Origin of the sequence: Asticcacaulis solisilvae (assembly GCF_052327315.1) — a bacterium.
Classification (GTDB): domain Bacteria; phylum Pseudomonadota; class Alphaproteobacteria; order Caulobacterales; family Caulobacteraceae; genus Asticcacaulis; species Asticcacaulis solisilvae_B.
Genome location: NZ_CP166196.1, coordinates 4,044,237 through 4,063,776, shown reverse-complemented (window position 1 = coordinate 4,063,776; position 19,540 = coordinate 4,044,237). Strand labels below are relative to the sequence as shown.

Annotated in this window: 17 protein-coding genes; 12 read left to right on the top strand and 5 right to left on the bottom strand. The window is 64.4% G+C overall.

Annotated features, from left to right (window positions below):
- Window positions 1-7 precede the first annotated feature (7 nt).
- The gene (locus tag AB8717_RS19055) at window positions 8-349 is read left to right on the top strand and encodes a hypothetical protein (protein ID WP_443748900.1); all 342 of its coding nucleotides are present in this window, start codon (window positions 8-10) and stop codon (window positions 347-349) included.
- Between the two features lie 3 nt (window positions 350-352).
- Here the strand turns inward: AB8717_RS19055 and AB8717_RS19050 are convergent, their stop codons facing one another.
- Window positions 353-1,381 carry an aldo/keto reductase gene (locus AB8717_RS19050; RefSeq protein WP_443748899.1) on the bottom strand — a complete coding sequence of 343 codons (1,029 nt, stop codon included), beginning with the start codon at window positions 1,379-1,381 and terminating at the stop codon, window positions 353-355.
- 101 nt (window positions 1,382-1,482) lie between these two features.
- On the opposite strand from AB8717_RS19050, the gene AB8717_RS19045 reads away from it, so the two are divergent.
- From AB8717_RS19045 to rpoN, 7 genes are all read left to right on the top strand, one after another.
- Complete coding sequence (locus AB8717_RS19045) at window positions 1,483-2,001, top strand: hypothetical protein (protein ID WP_443748898.1); 519 nt, start codon at window positions 1,483-1,485, stop codon at window positions 1,999-2,001.
- A complete protein-coding gene (locus AB8717_RS19040) occupies window positions 1,998-2,453 on the top strand; it encodes a hypothetical protein (protein ID WP_443748897.1) in 456 nt (151 codons plus the stop codon). Before AB8717_RS19045 ends, AB8717_RS19040 begins: the two co-directional genes overlap by 4 nt.
- 89 nt (window positions 2,454-2,542) lie before the next feature.
- Entirely contained in the window at window positions 2,543-3,163 is a 621-nt protein-coding gene (locus tag AB8717_RS19035) for a ribonuclease D (protein ID WP_443748896.1), read from the top strand.
- 21 nt (window positions 3,164-3,184) lie between these two features.
- Window positions 3,185-3,898, top strand: a complete 714-nt coding sequence (lptC, locus tag AB8717_RS19030) for an LPS export ABC transporter periplasmic protein LptC (RefSeq protein ID WP_443748895.1) — start codon at window positions 3,185-3,187, stop codon at window positions 3,896-3,898.
- Window positions 3,895-4,446: an LptA/OstA family protein gene (locus AB8717_RS19025; RefSeq protein ID WP_443748894.1), complete on the top strand. Its 552-nt coding sequence runs from the start codon at window positions 3,895-3,897 to the stop codon at window positions 4,444-4,446. Before lptC ends, AB8717_RS19025 begins: the two co-directional genes overlap by 4 nt.
- Window positions 4,447-4,458: 12 nt before the next feature.
- Window positions 4,459-5,256, top strand: a complete 798-nt coding sequence (lptB, locus tag AB8717_RS19020; RefSeq protein ID WP_443748893.1) for an LPS export ABC transporter ATP-binding protein — start codon at window positions 4,459-4,461, stop codon at window positions 5,254-5,256.
- A 384-nt stretch (window positions 5,257-5,640) separates the two neighbouring features.
- Window positions 5,641-7,164 carry an RNA polymerase factor sigma-54 gene (rpoN, locus tag AB8717_RS19015; RefSeq protein ID WP_443748892.1) on the top strand — a complete coding sequence of 508 codons (1,524 nt, stop codon included), beginning with the start codon at window positions 5,641-5,643 and terminating at the stop codon, window positions 7,162-7,164.
- 79 nt (window positions 7,165-7,243) lie between these two features.
- On the opposite strand, the gene AB8717_RS19010 is transcribed toward rpoN, so the two are convergent.
- Complete coding sequence (locus tag AB8717_RS19010; protein ID WP_443748891.1) at window positions 7,244-8,728, bottom strand: ankyrin repeat domain-containing protein; 1,485 nt, start codon at window positions 8,726-8,728, stop codon at window positions 7,244-7,246.
- 230 nt (window positions 8,729-8,958) lie between these two features.
- Between AB8717_RS19010 and AB8717_RS19005 the strand changes: the two genes are divergently transcribed.
- Genes AB8717_RS19005 through rplS form a run of 4 tightly spaced genes read left to right on the top strand, consistent with a single transcriptional unit; the run spans window position 8,959 to window position 12,749 of the window.
- On the top strand, window positions 8,959-11,277 hold the full coding sequence (locus AB8717_RS19005; RefSeq protein WP_443748890.1) for a TonB-dependent receptor: 2,319 nt from the start codon (window positions 8,959-8,961) through the stop codon (window positions 11,275-11,277).
- Between the two features lie 13 nt (window positions 11,278-11,290).
- Window positions 11,291-11,518 carry a nitrate/nitrite transporter NrtS gene (nrtS, locus tag AB8717_RS19000; protein WP_443748889.1) on the top strand — a complete coding sequence of 76 codons (228 nt, stop codon included), beginning with the start codon at window positions 11,291-11,293 and terminating at the stop codon, window positions 11,516-11,518.
- Between the two features lie 45 nt (window positions 11,519-11,563).
- Window positions 11,564-12,280, top strand: coding sequence for a tRNA (guanosine(37)-N1)-methyltransferase TrmD (gene trmD / locus AB8717_RS18995; protein WP_443748888.1), 717 nt, complete (start codon window positions 11,564-11,566; stop codon window positions 12,278-12,280).
- 40 nt (window positions 12,281-12,320) lie between these two features.
- On the top strand, window positions 12,321-12,749 hold the full coding sequence (gene rplS, locus AB8717_RS18990; RefSeq protein WP_443748887.1) for a 50S ribosomal protein L19: 429 nt from the start codon (window positions 12,321-12,323) through the stop codon (window positions 12,747-12,749).
- 143 nt (window positions 12,750-12,892) lie between these two features.
- Here rplS and AB8717_RS18985 read toward each other — a convergent pair whose 3' ends face one another.
- The 3 genes from AB8717_RS18985 to mutS all read right to left on the bottom strand — a co-directional run bounded on the left by AB8717_RS18985 (window position 12,893) and on the right by mutS (window position 19,490).
- Window positions 12,893-13,756: a hypothetical protein gene (locus AB8717_RS18985; protein ID WP_443748886.1), complete on the bottom strand. Its 864-nt coding sequence runs from the start codon at window positions 13,754-13,756 to the stop codon at window positions 12,893-12,895.
- A gap of 111 nt (window positions 13,757-13,867) precedes the next feature.
- Entirely contained in the window at window positions 13,868-16,741 is a 2,874-nt protein-coding gene (locus tag AB8717_RS18980) for a [protein-PII] uridylyltransferase (RefSeq protein ID WP_443748885.1), read from the bottom strand.
- 43 nt (window positions 16,742-16,784) lie between these two features.
- Window positions 16,785-19,490 carry a DNA mismatch repair protein MutS gene (gene mutS / locus AB8717_RS18975; protein WP_443748884.1) on the bottom strand — a complete coding sequence of 902 codons (2,706 nt, stop codon included), beginning with the start codon at window positions 19,488-19,490 and terminating at the stop codon, window positions 16,785-16,787.
- Between the last annotated feature and the right edge of the window lie 50 nt (window positions 19,491-19,540).

Sequence of the window (19,540 nt, the reverse complement as noted above, 5' to 3'; positions counted from 1 at the left end):
CAGATCCATGAACACTATTACCTTGTGGCGTCCCGTGGGACCAAGAGAACTGGCGCTGATCGAAGCGGTGGGTATGAAGGCGTTTCCGCCGCGCCTGCTGGAACAGCCGATCTTCTATCCTGTCACAAACGAAGCCTATGCCATCCAGATCGCGCGCGACTGGAACGTGCCGGACAGCGGCTCGGGTTTCGTCACGCGTTTCGACGTCGACAAAAGCTTCCTGGATGCCTATCCGGTGCAGACGGTCGGCGGGCGGGAACATAGCGAATACTGGATTCCCGCCGAAGACCTTGACGATTTCAACGCCGCCATCGTGGGGCAGATCGTGGTCACCCACCGGTTTCCGTGACGTCTACCCTTTGACCGGCGACGGATTGCGGTCGAAGCCGGCCTGGTGCCAATAGGGATAGGCCGGCGTGACACGGCTCGCGGCATCCAGCGTTTCGACCTGCGCAGCCGTCAAATTCCAGCCGATGGCGCCGAGATTGGCGCGCAGCTGCTCTTCGTTGCGCGCGCCGATGACGATATTGGCGACGCCCGGACGCTGCAAAAGCCAGTTCAGCGCCACCTGCGGCACCGACTTGCCGGCCTCCTCCGCCACCTGTTGCAAAGCCTCGACGACGGTGAACAGGCGTTCGTTATCGACCGGCGGGCCGCCGGCCTCGCCGCCCTGGGCGATGCGGCCTTCGGTCGAGGGTGAGTTGCGCGTGATCTTGCCTGTCAGGCGGCCCCAGCCGAGCGGCGACCACACCATGGTGCCGACGCCCTGGTCGAGCGTCAGCGGCATCAGCTCCCATTCGTAGTCGCGGCCGATCAGCGAATAATAGCCCTGATAGGCGACATAGCGCGCCAGGCCGTACTTTTCCGAGGTCGCCAGCGCCTTCATCAGGTGCCAGCCCGAAAAGTTCGAGGCGCCGATATAGCGCACCTTGCCCGCCGTGATCAGGTTGTCGAGCGCCGACAGCGTCTCCTCGACCGGCGTCTGGGCGTCGAAGCCGTGCATGAAATAGACGTCGATATGGTCGGTGCCCAGGCGCTTCAGGCTGGCTTCGGCGGCGCGGACCAGGTGATGGCGCGACGATCCCTTGTCGTTCGGGCCATCGCCCATGCTGAAGGTCGCCTTGGTCGAGATCAGCACGTCGTCGCGCCGCCCCTTGACCGCCGCCCCCAGGATTTCCTCGGACGCGCCGCGCGAATAGACATCGGCCGTGTCGAAGAAGTTCAGGCCGGCATCGAGACAGATATCGACCAGGCGCCTGGCTTCGGCGACATCGCTGTTGCCCCACTTGCTGAACATGTCGCCTTTGCCGCCGAAGGTGCCGGTGCCGAGACTCAGGACGGGGACTTTCAGGCCTGAATTGCCGAGACGACGATAGTCCATGGGGAGGGCTCCAATCCGGATATATTAAGAAAACTTGACAAAAAACACAGTTAGGCGAACCGTCAGGGTGTAAACGAATCGCGTACGCGCAAGGGCGTCACATGAATATGCGCGCGATAGCCTTTTCGGCCTGCCGGCTTCTGGCCGCTTACCTCGCCGTTACATATGGGCTCGGCGCGCTGCTGCAACTGTTGGCGCTGTTCATTTTGCATATTTCCGGCGAACCCGACGACGGCGGCACCTTCATGGCGCAGCTGACCGTTCTCCTGGGCTACAGCACGGTCGTCTGCGCCCTGTGGTTCGGCGCCGGCCGGATTTCGGGTTGGCTGTCGCGGCCTTTCCCGGCGGCGCCCGAAATCGGCGCCGACAGCCGTTCCCTGCAGGCCGTCGTCCTGTTCGCTATCGGCTGGCTGGCCATCCTCTATTCCGCCCGCCCGGCCTTCGAATTCGTCGACGGCATCCTCAACCGGCCCGACGACGTCAAGCTGGGCCTGTTCATTCCGGTCCAGGTGCTGACCGTGCTCTTGCTGGGTCTTGGCGCCGTGCTGGTCGCCTTTTCGCGGCAGATCGCCGAAGGGCTTGACCGGTTGCGCGCCCGCGGCGGAAGCGGGGCCGCATGACGGCCGCCGGTCTTGTCCGCCTGTGCCTGATGGGCTTTGCCATCGCCGTGTCGCTGCTGGCGCTCGACTTCGCGAAGCAGGCGCTGGAAGAAGCCTTCAGCGATTTCGGGCCCGCCGCCTGGCGGATGGGCCTCGAGGCGATCACGGCCTTGGCGCTTTCCGTCGTCGCGGCCATGGCCTTCTACCCGCCGCGCCGCCTGATCGCCGCCTTTACGCCGCCGGGCGACAGTCTCGACCTCGGTGGCGACTATGTCCGCTGGAAGACCGTGGTGATGATGCTGGCGGGCGGGCTGGTGGCCCTGCCGGCGCTCGATCATCTGGTGCGGGCGGTGGTCAACGGCAAGGCGCTCGACACCGCGCAGGCCCTGGTTGAAATCAGCCTGGCTCTGGTGCTGGTCGTCGGACCAGGCGCGTGCGGCAGGCTGATGTTTCGCTTCGTCGCGCATCGATAGGGCGGGCTGAGTCAAGGTTCATTGATTCTTTTACCATTTGGGTCTAGGCCGAATGGGAGAAGATCAAAGTTTCTGAGAAGGCGTGCCCCTTGACCGTATACTACCACGAAGGCGACCTGCCCGACGGCCTTGACCTCGGCGCGGTGGTGGCCATCGATTCCGAAACCATGGGCCTGCGCTTCCGCCGCGACGGTCTTTGTGTCGTCCAGCTGTCGGGCGGCGACGGCAATGCGCATGTCGTGCGCATGAACCGCGAAACCTATTATTGTCCGAACCTGAAGCGCTTGCTGACAGACAAGGCCGTGCTTAAGCTGTTCCATTACGGGCGCTTCGACATCGGCATGTTCATGCTGCACCTCGGCGTCGAAACCACGCCGGTCTATTGCACCAAGATCGCCTCCAAGCTGGCGCGGACCTATACCGACCGCCACGGTCTCAAGGACCTGGTGCGCGAACTGCTCGCGGTCGATCTGTCCAAGGCGCAACAAAGCTCGGATTGGGGCGCGCAGACGCTCAGCCAGGATCAGCTGAACTATGCGGCGTCCGACGTGCTGTACCTGCACGCCTGCCGCGACAAGCTCGACGCCATGCTGGCGCGCGAAGGCCGCACCGCGTTGGCGCAGGGCTGTTTCGATTTTCTTCCGCACCGCGTCAAACTGGATTTGGCAGGATGGGAAGATTGCGATATTTTCGCCCACAGCTGGGCATAAGGCCCTGAGACCAAGGGCCAGATGAGCACCTTTACCGACCTTACCGATATCAATGCGCGCTTCGAGCCCGCTATCGACGCTGAAAGCGAAGCCAACCAGCGCCGCCAGGTCCTGGCCGGCCAGGTCGCGGCCGTGCGCCGGCGCTCGCGCCGCATCCGGACGCTGCGCCGGGTGTTTCCCGGCCTGATCATCGGGCTGGGCCTGCTCAATGTCGGCTGGATCGTCGTCACCTCGGTCATCGGGTCTTTCAACGTCTACAATGTCAGCGGCACGGAAATCCGCATGACCAATCCGCGCTATTCCGGGCTGAACAGCCAGGGATCGCCGTGGATCATCAGCGGGCTCGAGGCGATCAAGAAGGCGGGGGACACCACCATCGCCACGCTGAAGGCGCCCGTCATCGAGTTCAAGGGCGACGGCGACAAGGCGAGTCACATTTCAGCCGCCAACGGCATCTACGATGCTGACGCCAAGACCTTCCGCCTGATCGGCAATGTCGTCATGGTCTCGGGCAATTCCGACATGACCTTCCGTACGGAAGAGGCCGTCATGAACATGCAGGACATGAGCATATCGGGCGACAAACACATTGAAGGAACCGGCTCCATGGGTCATATAGTGGGCGAATCCTTCGTCATTTCGAAGAACGGCAGCGATATCATTGTCCGTGGCCGGGGCGAAGCCCAGGCTCACGGCGTGGTCAACGGCAAGGCCGGCAACAAGGGGCGTTCATGATCAGCAGCAAGACGGTCAAGGTTTTCGCGGTATGCGCGGCGGCGCTGGGACTGGCGGCGTCGGCGACGTTCGCCCAGGTGTCGCAGCAGGGCGGGCCGGTGCAATGGAGCGCCGACCAGGTTCATTCCGACCAGAACACCAACACCTTCTACCTCGACGGCCGGGTTGAAATCATCCAGGACCAGGCCCGCCTGCGCGCCGACCACGCCAAGATGGTCCAGGCGACCCAGGGTGGCGAGGTCACCAATATCGAAGCCAACGGCAACATCTACTACATCACCAAGGACGCGCAGGGGCAGGACACGACCGTCCGTGGCGACAACGCGGTCTATACCAAGTCGGACGATACCCTGGTCATGACCGGTGACGTCGTCATGACGCAGGGCCAGAACGTCATGACCGGCGCCCGCCTGACCTCGCAGGTGTCCAAGGGCATTTCGACGCTCGATCCCAGCCCGGGCCAGGCCGGCAAGAACCGGGTCAAAGGCGTGATCTACCCCAACAAGGACCAGGCCAAGGCGGCAGCGCCCGTGCCGGCGGGTCACTAGAAGCAGGCAATTATGGCTCTCGAAACCGACGTCCTTTCCAGTTCCGCCAATCCCGATGACAGCGTGTTGCACGCGCCGCGTCCCGGCGTGGCCGACGGCATCGTGGTCGAGGGTATCGGCAAGAGCTACAAGGAGCGTGCGGTCGTCAAGACGGTGTCGCTCAAGCTCGGCCGCGGCGAGGTGGTTGGTTTGCTGGGCCCCAACGGCGCCGGCAAGACGACCTGCTTCTACATGATCACCGGCCTGGTCGAAGCCGACTATGGCACGATCTCGCTCGACGGCCAGGACATCACGCACCAGCCCATGTACCAGCGCGCCCGCATGGGCATCGGCTACCTGCCGCAGGAAGCCTCGATCTTCCGCGGCATGAATGTCGAACAGAACATCATGGCGGTGCTGGAATTGCGCGAAAAGAACCCGGCGCGCATCAAGGAAGACTGCACCCGTCTCCTCGAAGACCTGCGCATCACGCACATCCGCAATTCGCCGGCCTCGGCCCTGTCGGGCGGTGAACGCCGCCGGGTGGAAATCGCGCGCGCCCTGGCCGGAAAGCCGTCCTTCATGCTGCTCGACGAACCCTTCGCCGGGATCGACCCGCTGGCCATCACCGATATCCGCGACGTCATCACCTACCTCAAGGGCCGGGGTATCGGGATTCTCATCACCGACCACAATGTCCGCGAGACGCTGGAAATCGTCGACCGCGCCTCGATCATCCACTCGGGCGAAGTCCTGTTCGAGGGCACGGCCGACCAGATCACCCACGATCCGGAAGTCCGCCGCGTGTACCTCGGCGAATCGTTCCACTAAGCTCGGCAACGGCCGCGCCTTGGGCCTTGCCCCTTCCGTCACTCGCTACGCTCGTGCCACCTTCCCCGTAAACGGGGAAGGAATTAGACGTTTTGAACTCCCTTCCTTCCCCTTTTAAGGCGGATCGAGCGAAGCGGAAGTATAGCTTCCGCGAGGGAGGGGCCGGGTCGGCGTCAAGCCGAACCGGACGGAAGGGGGGATTCCTGGCACGGTTAACCCATCCCCACATTTTCTTAACGCAAATTCATCGGCGTTAACCATTGCGCCACCATGTCGGGCGATAACGGGTGCACACACCTCCGTCGATGGCAAAAAAGTGCCGTCGGGCAAGACTTTAGTGATCTATTTCGAGCAGTATGCCGGCATCGATCACAGGTTCATGGCATGGCGCTCGGACAAAGGCTGGAACTCAAACAGGGACAGGGGCTTGTAATCACGCCCCAGCTGCAGCAGGCGATCAAACTGCTGCAATTGTCGAATCTTGAGCTGGAAGCCGTCATCGAGGCCGAGCTGGAACGCAACCCGCTTTTGCAGCGCGAGGACGGCGACGGTCCGGCCGAATCGGCCCAGGAGATCGACGCTCCCGCGGCCGATACAGCCGACGAACGCCGCGAACTGGAACTGTCCGACCGCGACACCATGGTGGCCAATAACGACCTCGACGCCAATGCGTCGGATGTCTATGGCGACGACACGCCGACGGTGCGCGAGCGCGAAACCTCCCACGCCGACGACTCGGAAGGCCCCATGGTCGACTGGTCCAAGGCCGGCAAGGGCGGCGGCGGTTTCGACGGTGACGACGAAACGCTGGAACGCGCCCTGACGCGTGAAAAGACACTGCACGAACACCTGACCGACCAGGCGCTGATCGCGCACTTTTCGGCCCCGGAAATGGCGATCGCCCAGATCCTGATCGATGGGGTCGACGAAGGCGGCTATATGCGCGTCGCCCTCGAAGAAGTCGCCGACCGCATGGGCTGTGAGCTGGCCCTTGTCGAAAAGGTTCTGGCGACCTGCCAGGGCTTCGAGCCGACCGGCGTCATGGCGACCAGCGTGCCGGAATGCCTGCGTCTGCAACTGGTCGAGCGCAACCGTTTCGATCCGGCCATGGCCGTGCTGCTCGACAATCTCGAACTGCTGGCGCGTCGCGACCTTTCCGCTTTGCGCAAGCTGTGCGGCGTCGACGACGAAGACCTGGCCGAGATGATTTCCGAGCTGAAGTCGCTCAATCCGCGTCCCGGCGCGCAGTTCGATTCCGGACCGTCGCAGACTGTGGTGCCGGACGTTTTCGTCCGCCCCGATCCCGCCGGCGGCTGGCGTATCGATCTCAATTCCGACACCCTGCCGCGCATCCTGGTCGACCAGAAATACCAGGCGCGCGTCCAGGCTTCGGCGCGCTCCGAGTCGGAAAAGACCTATCTCAACGAGTGCATGAACCAGGCGAACTGGCTTATCAAGAGCCTCGACCAGCGCGCGCGCACCATCCTGAAAGTGTCGGCGGAAATCGTGCGCCAGCAGGACGGCTTCTTCGTCTACGGCGTCGAGTATCTGCGCCCGCTGAACCTCAAGACGGTGGCCGAGGCCGTCGGCATGCACGAATCGACGGTCAGCCGCGTTACCTCGAACAAGTATATCGCCACGCCGCGCGGCGTCTTCGAGCTGAAGTTCTTCTTCACCTCGTCGATCGCCTCGTCGGACGGCACGGCGGCGCACTCGGCCGAGTCCGTCCGCCACAAGATCAAGAGCCTGATCGACGGCGAAAAGGCCTCTGGCGAAATCCTGTCCGACGACCGCATCGTCGAAATCCTCAAGGAAGCCGGCGTCGATATCGCCCGCCGCACCGTCGCCAAGTACCGCGAAGCCCTGCGCATTCCGTCCTCGGTCGAGCGCAAGCGGGCGATACGCTAACGCCAAAGCGTATAAAATACGCCTTGGCAAGGCCGACCGGCCGCCCGAGCGTATGCGAGGAGCCATGCGGCGATTGAGCTTAAGAAACCAACCCGTTCTTTTCCAGCACGGCATCGAGCCCGGCATTACCGCTCTTGCCGCGGCAGCCGTCCATGCTCGATCCGGCGTGGATCAGCAGCCGCGCGCCGCGCGCATGGTCGCCGCCGGTGTCCGCCGCGCCCGCGCCGTGATGCAGCCAGCCTGCCGGGGTGGCGTTATACGAGCTGTCGCGTTCCTCGAGCGGCGCGCCGTGGCCGATCAGCACCTTGATCAGGTCGGCATTGCCCGTCCAGCATGCCCAGTGCAGCGGCGTTTCGCCCAGGCTACCCTTCACATCGGCCGGCATGCCGGCGTCGAGCAGCCGCGTTACGGCCGCGATGTTGCCGGCCTCGGCCATTTCTATCAGTAGTCGCGCATTGGACGGCGAATTGAGGCTTTCGAGCGGGACCTCCGCGTCCTCTCCCGCGATAAACACGTCGAGCGCGCTCAGCCGCGTGTCGGCGCCGCGCCTGGCCAGCAGCAGGGCTGTTTCCGTTTGGCCGGTGATCGTCGCCATGGCGTAGGCCGTGCGTCCGTCGCTGCGAAAGGCGTCGATATCGGCGCCGTGGTCGAGCAGTTGCGCGATGATCTCCGCGCTGCGGCCACGCCTGACGGCCCAGTGCAAGGCGGTGTCGCCCTCCGGACTGATCTCATTGGGATCGGCGCCGGCGTCCAGGAGCAGGCGGACGCCTTCGCCATCCTCGCGGTCGAGCATGTGTTTGAGGGCGTTGGTGCCGGTGATGCGCGCGCCGTGGTCCAGCAGCAGTTTCAGGCAGCTGAGGTCGGCGTGTTCGGTCGCATGACAGAGCGACTCACCGTCGTCCGGGTCGGCGCCGGCGTCGAGCAAAATCTCGGTCATGTCGGCATTGCCCAGCCGGCCTGCCACCGCATAAAGGCACGACAGCGGCCCGTCCTCGGTCTCTGCCGCCGTATCGGCGTCGGCGCCGCGATTGAGCAACAGGCGCAGCGTCAAGGCCAGGTCGGCGTGATGGTCCGAGCGCGGATGGGCAAAGCGCGAAAAGCAGACATAGACGATGGGCTCGCATGCCTGCGGTCCCGATTTGCGTGTTACCCAGTCCGGATCGGTGTCGGTGGCGGCCGCGACCTTGCGCCAGTCGCCCAGCACCAGCGCCGCGTAGACGCCGGCCTCGGCGATATCCGGATGGTCGGCCAGGATGTCGCGGGCGCGCCGCCCGTCCGACATCGCGGCGTCGATGAAACGATCGGCCAGCGCCTGGAAGTCGAGGCCCGACTCGGTCAGGAAGGCATGGAATCGCGGCCAGCCGGCAAAGCCCTGTTCGCGCGCGATGGCCAGTTGCGCCATATGCAGCGCCGGTTCGGAGACGTCGCCGCCCACGGCGCGCAGGCGGTCATTGGCCGCGCGGTCGCCGGAGCGCACGGCCTTGAGCAGCGCCTTGGCCTGCTTGCGATAGAAGTCGATATTGCGGTCGGCGACAGCCGAAAGGGGTTTTTGGATCATGGTCATGCGAACGTCTTTCTTCGGATCGCCGCAGGTCCGCATATCGGGCAAAGAAGAGTCGTTCGGAAAATCTAAGAAATGGAAGGTGGGAAAATCCCTGCCCGCGGACCGGGTGCGCCCTTTCGCGCACAGTCGGGATCATAACAGACATGACACGACCCGCAAGACTTGCCTGTTAGGGGCAAATTAACCAGGGAACGCGCCTAGGTCGTGCCAGTATTGCGCGGAGTAGACTCATGTCTTTTGCCAGATCCTGTCTCGCCGGAACGGCCCTGCTGAGCCTGATTGCCGCTGTGCCGGCCCTGGCGCAGCCGAAGGAGGTCATCGTTACGGCGCAGAAAAGGCCCGAGCCGCTCAGCCGCACGCCGCTGTCCGTGTCGGTGGTGACGGGCGAGGCGCTCCAGGCGGCCTATGGCCACGATCTCAAGGACCTCCAGGACCTGACGCCGTCCCTGTTCGTGATCTCGACCGCCAACGAAGCCCAGACCACGGCGCGCCTGCGCGGCGTCGGCACGGTCGGCGATAATCCGGGGCTGGAATCGTCCGTCGGCGTGGTCATCGACGGCGTGCAGCGTCCGCGCACCGCCACTGCGATGAGCGACCTCGGTCCGGTCGACCGCATCGAAATCCTGAAGGGGCCCCAGTCCGACGTCTACGGCAAGGGCGCGTCGGCCGGGATCATCCAGGTCGTCAGCGAACGCCCGGACTTCAAGCCGCGCGCCGACGCCGAACTGACGGGCGGCGACCAGGGACTCTACGGCGCCTCGGCCTATGTCACCGGCGCCATCGGCAAGCAGTGGGCGGGTTCGCTCTATGTCGCCGGCCGCCACCGCGACGGCCAGTACCGCGTCCGCACCGGTGCCGGGCCGCGCGATGAAACGCGCGACAACGACCAGAACTATGGCTCCGTGCGCGGCCAGCTCTTGTTCGTGCCCAATGATCGCTATGCCCTGCGCCTGATCGCCGACTATACGCAACGCGACGAATTCTGCTGCACGGGCACGCCGATCGTGGTGGGGCCGACTCGCGCCTATGTCGACAGCCTGGCGACCGACGACGGCACGGCGCTGACCGCCGATCCTAAGGCGCGCAATGCCTGGTCGAACCGTTCGACCAAGCAGCGCCTGGTCGATACCGGCGTCTCGGCGCAGGTCGATTACAAGGTCAGCGACACGGTGCAGCTGACCTCGGTCACCGCCCTGCGCCACTGGGATCACCGCAATGGTTATGACGCCGATTTCACTTCGGCCGACATCTATTACCGTGATCCGAATGGCGCCTTCGGCAACCGCTTCGATACCGTATCGGAGGAGGTGCGGCTGAACGGCAAGGGGGCGACGCTCGACTGGATGCTGGGCGCCTTCTTCGACCAGGAAGACCTGACGCGCCACGACGAAACCCTCTACGGCAAGGACTACGAGGCCTATGTCAGCCTGCTGCTGTCGGCCGGCGTCAATCCGTCGAAGGTCTCACAGATCACCGGTTTGCCGGTCGGGCAATCCTATGTGCAGGGCCAGGGCAGCCACGACCTCTACCAGCAGCATGAGCGCAACTTCGCCGTATTCGGCCATGCCCAATGGCAGTTGGCCGAAGCCTGGTCGCTGCAGGCCGGTGCGCGCCTCAACCGCCAGACCAAGTCGCTGACCAGCCGGTTCGGCAATTCCGACAACGGCATTGCCTGCGCGCACGCCACGGCGTCGCAAAGCGTGCTGTGCCTGCCGTGGTCGAACCCGGCCTTCAATAATGTCACCCTGTACCAGCTCGACGGAGAAGACGCCGGCACGGGTTCGGTGCGCCTGAAATGGCAGGCGACGGCGAACATCATGGCCTATGCCTCGTGGTCGCGCGGCTGGAAGGGGGCGGGCTTCAACCTCGACCGCGAACAGAAGGCCGATTACAGCGTCGACTCGGATTCCTCGTTCAAGGCCGAGACCTCGCAGTCATGGGAGCTGGGCCTGAAGGGCCGCTATCTCGACGGTAAGCTGGCGCTCGACCTGGCGGCCTTTGACGAAGCCTTCCGCAACTTCCAGCTCAACACCTTCCTCGGCACGACCTTCGTCGTCGACTCGATCCCGCACCTGCGCTCGAAAGGCATCGAGGCCGACAGCCGCTATGCGCTGGGTGACCTTAACCTGAACGCCGGCGTGACCTATGACGACGCGAAGTTCGGGCATGAGGCCGTCGCAGGCCTGCCGCTGATCGCCGGAAACACGGCGTCGTTCGCGCCGAAATGGTCGGCGACCTACGGCTTCGACTATGTCCATGCCATCGGTAACTTCCGGATCAGCGCGACGTTTAACGGCAAGTACAACAGCGCCTACAATACCGGTTCCGACCTCAATCCGCTGAAGCTGCAAAAGGCCTATGCGCTGTACGACGGCCAGGTGGCCCTGTCGGACGCATCGGGCGAATGGTCGCTGGAACTGTGGGGCCGCAACCTGACCGACGTCACCTATTACCAGGTCGCGTTCGCCGCCCCCTTCCAATCCGGCAGCTATGATGCTTTCCTTGGCAATCCGCGCACGATCGGTCTGACATTGAGGCTGCACTATTGAGCAAGGAATTCTGGTGAGCAAGGAATTCTGGTCCATCGCCCTTTCGAAGCGCGTGGCGTTCAACGCCCTGCGCGTGGCCCTGGTCATCGGGACGATCCTCAATATTATCAACCAGGGTTCGGCCTTTCTGGCCTGGCACGGCATCCACTGGGGCCACGTGGCGTTGAACTACGTCACGCCGTTCTGTGTCGCGACGTGGTCGGCAACGAAAAACGAGCTCGACCGGCGGCGCGGCAAATAGCGGCTATTGGTGTTTTAACGCGCCGTGTGGTAAGTCGCGCGCCTCATGTCAAAGCCGTACGAAGTCACCGTCCTGACCATGTTCCCCGAGGCCTTTCCCGGCCCGCTCGGCGTTTCGCTGATCGGGACGTCATGGAAGGAATCCAACCTGTGGTCACTGGAAACGCTGGACATTCGCGCCTTTTCGAGCGATAAGCGCGGCTTTCTTGACGACACCCCCGCCGGCGGCGGACCGGGTCAGGTTCTGAAGGCGGACGTAATCGCCAAAGCACTTGATTCGATTGAGGTTTCGGATCGTGCCCTTGTTTACATGAGCGCACGCGGCCGGCCTCTTACGCAGGCCCGCGTCAAGGAATGGGCTCAAAAGCCCGGACTGATCGTCCTGTGCGGCCGGTTCGAAGGGGTGGACCAACGGGTGCTCGATGCCCGTGGGTTCGAAGAAATCAGCGTCGGCGACGCCGTCCTTGCGGGCGGAGAAGCGGCGGCGATGGTGACGATCGAGGCAGCCGTGCGGCTTATTCCGGGGGTTCTCGGCGCAGCGGCCAGTCTCGATAATGAAAGCTTCGAGGATGGACTTCTCGAACAGCCGCAATATACGCGGCCCCGTTCGTTCGAAGGCCTCGACATCCCCGAAGTGCTTCTGTCAGGCGATCACAAGAAGATGGCCGAATGGAAGCAAAAGCAAAGAGAGGCAACAACGAAGGAGCGGCGTCCGGACCTCTGGGCGGCCCATCTTTCCAAATCACAGGCAAAAGGCACCTAAGCCTCAACGGTGGCGACACCACGTAATCAGGAGTTAAGACATGAACCTGCTGCAGCAGATCGAAGCCGAAGAAGTTGCCAAGCTGAAGGCTGGCAAGACGATCCCGGCTTTCCAACCCGGCGACACCCTGCGCGTCAACGTGCGCATCAAGGAAGGCGAGCGTGAGCGTGTCCAGGCCTTCGAAGGCGTCTGCATCGCGCGCGCCTCGGGCGGCATCACCGAAACCTTCACGGTCCGCAAGATCAGCTTCGGCGAAGGCGTCGAACGCAAGTTCCCGCTGCTGTCGCCGATGATCGAGTCGATCGAAGTCAAGCGCCGCGGCGTCGTCCGCCGCGCCAAGCTGTATTACCTGCGCGACCGTCGCGGCAAGTCGGCCCGTATCGTCGAGCGTTCGATGAACTCGACGCGCGGCTCGAAGGGCGACGAACTGCGCGCCCAAATGGGCAACGGCGACGCTGGCAAGGAATAAGGTTTCGCCTTCGCAGGCAGAAAAAATAAGCGGGCCGGGATGCAAATCCCGGCCCGTTTTTATTTTGACGGATAACAAGGCAGCTCTTATTCCGCGCGTCTCCCGACAGGGAAGAGATGGAGGCGGTTTGGCGTCAACCGGGCTTACTGGTCCGGACCGAAGTCGGCCGTGTAGTTGCGCTTGACCTCGGCGGCGGCGGGCTTGGCGGCCTGGGCGGCCGGTTGCGCCTGGACCGGAGCGGGGGCCGGTGCCGGCGCGGCACTCGACGACGATGCGGCGGCGGACGACTTGTCGTCACCCATCTTGGGCAGCAGGTTGTCCGGGATGTGGAACATGGGGCCTTCGCTGCCGACGGCCGCGTTCGAGACGTTCAGGTCTTCGCGGATGAAGTGGAAAGCGCGCTCGTCCGAGCAGCTGCACACCTTCAGCATGTTGTTCTGGTCGCGCCAGATGACTAGCGGATAGCTGACGCGGACATTGTTGGCGGCCAGATACGGCTGCAACTGCGTCAGGAAGTTGCGCGAGGCCTGGACCACGGCGTCGCGGGCAAAGTCGTTGTCGGCGACCGGCAGGCCGGTGGCGCGCCAGTTGGCGTCGCTGGACGAGAACCAGGCCTGGTAGATTTCCCACTTCCGCGAAATCCACAGCTCGGCGATCGTCGAACGCTCGACGGCGCTGGACCGGTGCAGGCCCTGATTGTCGGGCAGGGCGTAGACGATTACGCGGGTGTCGATGCCGGCCGCGTCGTACTTCGGGAACTCCTGCTCCTCGAAGGCGCGGCACTGGGCGCACGACCGGTAGGTGATGAAATAGATGGGCGGGCCGTTACGGCCGGGCGACACGTAGTCGACCTTGTCGAGCAGGGCCTGGATTTCCGCCTGGTTGCGCGTGATGGTCACCGGCGCCCAGCGTTGAAACTGGTCCCAGTAGATGTAGTATCCCGTGCCGATCAGGGCCGGAATAATCACCACCAGAGCCATGGCCCATAACAGGATTTTCCTGTTCATACGACGTTTCCCCATCCCTCGGCCAAGCGGCCTCTATCCTGAACCTGTTAACTATAAACGTTAATGGCGCACGACACTAGAGGCAGACGCGATTTGGGGGAATATGTGTCGTCAGCGCGCCAGGCTGGCCCGGGCGCGCGTCAGTTTCGCCTTGGGCGGGACGGCCGGCGCCTGGTCGAGCACCTCGAGCAGGTGCTTGCGCACCGACTGTTTCTGGCTGGCGCCGAGCTGCGCCTTCCTGAAGTGGTCGGCGACGTAGAAGGCATCGACCGCGCGTTCGCCGTAGCAGTCGATGTGCGCCGAGGCGATATCGACGTGGGCCTTGGCCATGACCTCGACCAGATCGGCCAGCAGGCCCGGCCGGTCGCGGCCCGACACCTCGATGATCGTCATATTGGCGTTGGCATTGTCGTCGAAGGCGACGGTCGGCGCGATGGCGAAGGCCGCCGTGCGCGCCGCCAGGGCCGAGCGATAGGTCACCGGCGGCGGCAGATGGCCCAGCGCCGCCTGTTCCAGCTGCTGTTCGGCCTGGCGCAAGCGTTGCGGGTCGTCGTGGGCAAAGGGCAGGCCCTGACCGTCCTGAACGTAGAAGACGTCGAGCGCATTGCCTTCGCTGGAGGTGAAGACCTGGGCGCCGACGACGTTGGCGCCGAGGTTGGCGAAGGTGCGGGCAAGGCCGGCGAACAGGCCCGGCCGGTCGCTGGCCGAGATCGAAAAAGCGGTGGCGTTGCGGCTGAGGTCGATGCGGGCCTTGGCTGCCGGCTCGGCGTCGAAGGTCGACCAGACCAGCGCCGCATGCGCCTTGATGTCCTCGGGCGTGAACGAAAACAGATAGTTCTCGTCCATGGTCTCGAGCCAGGCGGCCATGTCGTCGTTGTTTTCGGAAAGCTCGGCGCGCCTGGCCTCGGCGCGTTCGCTCAGGCCCTGGCGCACGCTGGAAATGGCGTCGGATTCCCGGCCGCCGCGGAAGGCGCTTTCGGTCGCGGCGAACAGGTCGCGCATCAGCTGGCCCTTCCAGGCGTTCCACACGCCCGGGCCGACGGCGCGGATATCGGCGACCGTCAGGATAAGCAGCAGGCGCAGGCGTTCCGGCGTCTCGACGATGTCGGCGAAGCTGGCGACGGTTTCGGGATCCGACACGTCGCGCTTTTGCGCATAGTCGCTGAGCACCAGGTGGTGACGGACCAGCCAGGCGACCTGGTCGATCTTCCAGTCGGGCAGGCCCAGCCGTTCGCACGCCTTGCGGGCGGCGCGTTCGCCGCCGATCTCCTGGCCGTCCTCGCCGCCCTTGCCGGTGTCGTGCAGCAGCATGGCCAGGTACAGGCTCTCCTTGTCGACCAGCTGCGGCATGATGCTGCTGGCCAGCGGGTGCTCATCCTTGTACCGCCCGGTCTCGACGCCGTGGATCACGTCGATGGCGCGTAGCGTGTGCTCATCGACCGTATAGGCGTGGTACATGTTGAACTGGGTCTGGGCGACGATGCGGCCGAATTCCGGGATGTAACGGCCCAGAAGTCCCGTCTCGGACATCATCGACAGGGTCCGGTACGGGTTCTTACCGCGCACCAAAAGGTCGAGGAACAGCTCGGCGGCGCGCTTGTCGCGGCGAAGGCTGGGCGTCACCAGGTTCAGGTTGCGCGCGATGGCGGTAAAGGCGTCGGGATGCAGGTCGAGATCGAGCCGGTCCGCCATCTTGAACAGCAGGAACATGGCCACGGGCGATTTCTGGAAGATGTCGGGGCTGTTGACGCTCAACCGGCCGCCGGTGACGGCAAAGCCCGGGTGGTCGGCGCGCGTCAGGTTCATCAGGCCAGACTGGATCATGTTGGACAGGCGCGCCAGCGGCTTGGCCTGCTGAGCCTCGAGCTTGGTGCAGAAGGTCCGCGTAAGCGCCCCGACCTCTTTCGTCGTGATGAAATAGCGGCGCATGAAGCGCTCGACATTGGGTTCCCCCGTGCGGTCGACAAAGCCCATGCGCGTGGCGATTTCGGGTTGCAGGTCGAAGCTCAGGCGTTCCTCGGCGCGGCCCGCCGTCAGGTGCATCAGGATACGCACCTTCCACAGGAAGTCGAAGGCGCGCATGAAGATCTGGCGCTCCTTGTCGGTCAGCAGGCGGTCGAGCACCTTCCAGCCGGCGTCGCGCGTCGATCCCTCACCGCGGGCGCGCTTCTCGGTCTCCTCATGAAAACGCGTCGGATTGGGCTCCGCGCCTTCGAGGTACTTGGCGATCCAGAACAGGGTGTGCAGATCGCGGAGCCCGCCCTTGCCTTCCTTGATATTGGGCTCGACGACGAAGCGCGTGGTGCCGGCCTTGACGTGGCGGCTGTCGCGCTCTTCCAGCTTGGCGGCGACGAAGTCGAACATATTGGACTTCAGGCCTTCGGAGGCCAGTTTGGCGTCGAGCTGGACGACCAGGTCGGCGTCGCCGGCGATGCGGCGATGCTCCAGCAGGGCCGTCATGATGGTGTGGTCGCCGCGCGCGAACTTCACGGCCTCGTCGACCGTGCGCGACGAATGGCCGACCTTCATCCCGAGATCCCACAGGGTGTAAAGGATGAATTCGATGACCGATTCCGAGTGCGAGGTTTCCTTCCAGGCGCGCAGGAACAGCAGGTCGAGGTCGGAATAGGGGGCCAGTTCACCGCGGCCGTAGCCGCCGACGGCCAGCAGGCTCAGGCGCTCGCCTTCGGTCGGGTTGCGGGCGCGGTAGACGTGGGTCAGGGTAAAGTCCCACAGGGCGCTGACGATCTCGTCGGCGCATTTCGACAGGGCGTGGGCGACCGTATGGCCGCTGCGCGCCTGATCGATGCGGTCGACGATCGGCGCGCGCGCCAGGTCCCACGATTCTTTCAGGATGGCGACGGCGCGGCGGCGCAGGTCCGACGTCTCACCGGTCGAATCTTCATAGGCCTGGGTCAGGGCCTGGCGCAGTTGCGCACCATCGATGCGGTAGGCCGGGGCTGCCGGTTGGATATGGTTTAGCATGGGGGAGGAATCGTCCATAACTCGGAGCCTGCGCTAACCCCTACTACATCAGCAATTTGTGTAAATTATAGATAACTTCAAGAGCCTCCTTAGGGCTCAATTCGTCGGGACTGATCGATTTCAGCATGGTTTCGACCTTGGACGGCCCGGCGGATACGGGTTTCGGCGCGCGTTCGAACGAAAACAGCGGCAGGTCGTCGAGCCTGAGCTTGGTCTGGTTGTCTTCCTCGAGGCGTTGCAGGATGTCGCGGGCGCGTTCGACAACGCCGGTCGGCATGCCGGCCAGGCGCGCCACCTGGACGCCGTAGGAGCGGTCGGCGGCGCCAGCCCGCGCCTCGTGCAGGAAGATCAGCTCGCCGTTATGCTCGCGCGCCTGCAGGCTGATATTGTTGACCGCCTTCATGCGTTTTTCGAGCTGGCTGAGCTCGTGATAGTGGGTGGCGAATAGGGCCCGGCAGCGGATGCGTTCGTGCAGGTCCTCGGCGCACGCCCAGGCGATCGCCAGGCCGTCATAGGTCGCCGTGCCGCGTCCGATTTCATCGAGGATGACGAAGGATTTGTCGCTTGCCTGGCTGAGGATGGCAGCAGTTTCGACCATCTCCATCATGAAGGTCGAGCGGCCCTGGGCCAGGTCGTCGCCGGCGCCGACGCGCGAGAACAGGCGGTCGACGACACCCAGATGCATCGATTTGGCCGGCACGAACAGGCCGGCCTGGGCCATGATGATCAGCAGGGCGTTTTGGCGCAGATAGGTCGACTTACCGGCCATGTTCGGGCCGGTGACCAGGCTCAACCGCGCCGCGTCGGCGCCCGTGGCGTCGAGGTCGACATCGTTGGGCGTGAACGGCTTGCCCTGGGATTTGAGCACGGCGGCGACGACCGGATGGCGGCCGCGTGAGATTTCCAGCCGCGTCGAATGGTCGATGCGGGGGCGCACGGCGTCGGTGTCTTCGGCGAGGTGGGCGTTAGCGGTGGCAACGTCGAGTGACGAAATGGCGTCGTGCGCGGCCTGGATTTCCCCGGCCATCGCGCGGACGTCTTCGCGCAAGTCCTCGAAGATTTCCATTTCCAGCGACAGGGCCTGGGCGGCGGCGCGCTGGATGCGGGCGTCGAGATCGACCAGCTCGGTCGTGACGAAGCGGACCTGGTTGGCCAGCGACTGGCGGTGAATGAACTGCTTCGCCGTATCCTGGGCTTGCAGCTGTTCGGCCAGCTTCTGCGAAAGCTCGATGAAGTAGCCGAGCACATTGTTGTACTTGATGCGGATGGCGATGCCGGTTTCGGCCTGCAAACGCGCTTCCAGTGCCAGGATGATCTGGCGGCTGTCATCGCGAAGGGTCCGCGCTTCGTCAAGGCCGGGATGGAAGCCTTCGCGGATAAAGCCGCCATCCTTCAGCGACAGGGCCGGTTCATCGACCAGGGCGCGGATCAATCGGTCGCGCATACGCGACAGGTCGTCGGACGGCACAAGCGTGTTGATGTAGCGGTCGATTTCCGCCGGCACCGCCGGGTCGATCCCGGCGCTCTGCGTGGCGTCGTTCAGAAGGTGCGCCAGGTTTTCGGCGATCGACAGGGCCTGGTGCAGAATGCACAGGTCGCGCGGGCCGCCGCGCCCCAGCGACAGGCGCGACAGCGCGCGGGCCGGGTCGCTTAGTGACCGCATCAGGTGGCGCAATTCGTCGCGTACGTCGCGGCGCGGCAGCAGCCATTCGACCGTGTCCAGCCGCGCATTGATGTCTTCGGGATCGAACAACGGCCGCGACAACCGCGCCAGCAGCAGGCGTCCGCCGCCCGAGGTCACGGTACAGTCGAGCGCAGAAATCAGGCTGCCCTCGCGCTTGCCTTGCTGGGTGCGGTCGATCTCCAGCGAATTGCGCGTGGCGGCGTCGATGCTGAGGCAATGGGTTTGCAGCACGCGCACCGGCGGCTTCAGCACGGGGCGCTTGCCGGCCTGGGTCAGGTCGATATAGGCGGCCAGCATGCCCAGGGCGGAAATTTCGCACTGGCTGAACGCCCCGAAGCCATCGAGCGTCTGGACGCCATAGAGTTTCAATAGCCGCGCTTCGCCGGCCTGCGGGTCGCTGAGCGAACCCGGCTGCGGCTGGATGACGCCGCCCAGCACCTTCAGCAGGCCATAGAGATTTTCGTCCTGCAGGATACGGTCGGCGACTAGGCTTTCCGACGGCCTGAGCGCCGACAGGTGCGCCGACAGCGATTCCGGCTCGATCTCCAGGCATTCGACGTCGCCGGTCGACAGCTCGACGCTGGCCAGGGCCATGACCCCGCCGCGCGCCGACAGGGCGACCAGACGGTTGGCGCCGCGCGCTTCCAGCAGCGAATCCTCGGTCAGGGTGCCGGGCGTGACGACGCGGACGACGCCGCGCTTGACCACGGCCTTGTAGCCGCGCTTCTTGGCCTCGGCCGGATCTTCCAGCTGGTCGCAGACGGCGACGCGGTGGCCCAGACGGATCAGCTTGGCGATATAGGCGTCGACCGCGTGCGCGGGCACGCCGGCCAGGGGGATGTCCTCGTCCTTGTACTTGCCGCGCTTGGTCAGGGCCAGCGACAGGGCCTGGGCGGCGGTGACCGCGTCCTCGAAAAACAGCTCGTAGAAGTCGCCCATGCGGAACATCAGGATGGCGTCGGGGTATTGCGCCTTCGTCTGGATGTATTGCGCCATGACGGGCGTGGCGCCTTCGAGATCGATGGCGGGCTTGGTGTCTTCGCTGAGATCGGCGGGAGCGTTCATGTTGCAAAGGTTAACGATTCTTGACGCCCGAGAGAAGTGCAGTTGTCGCA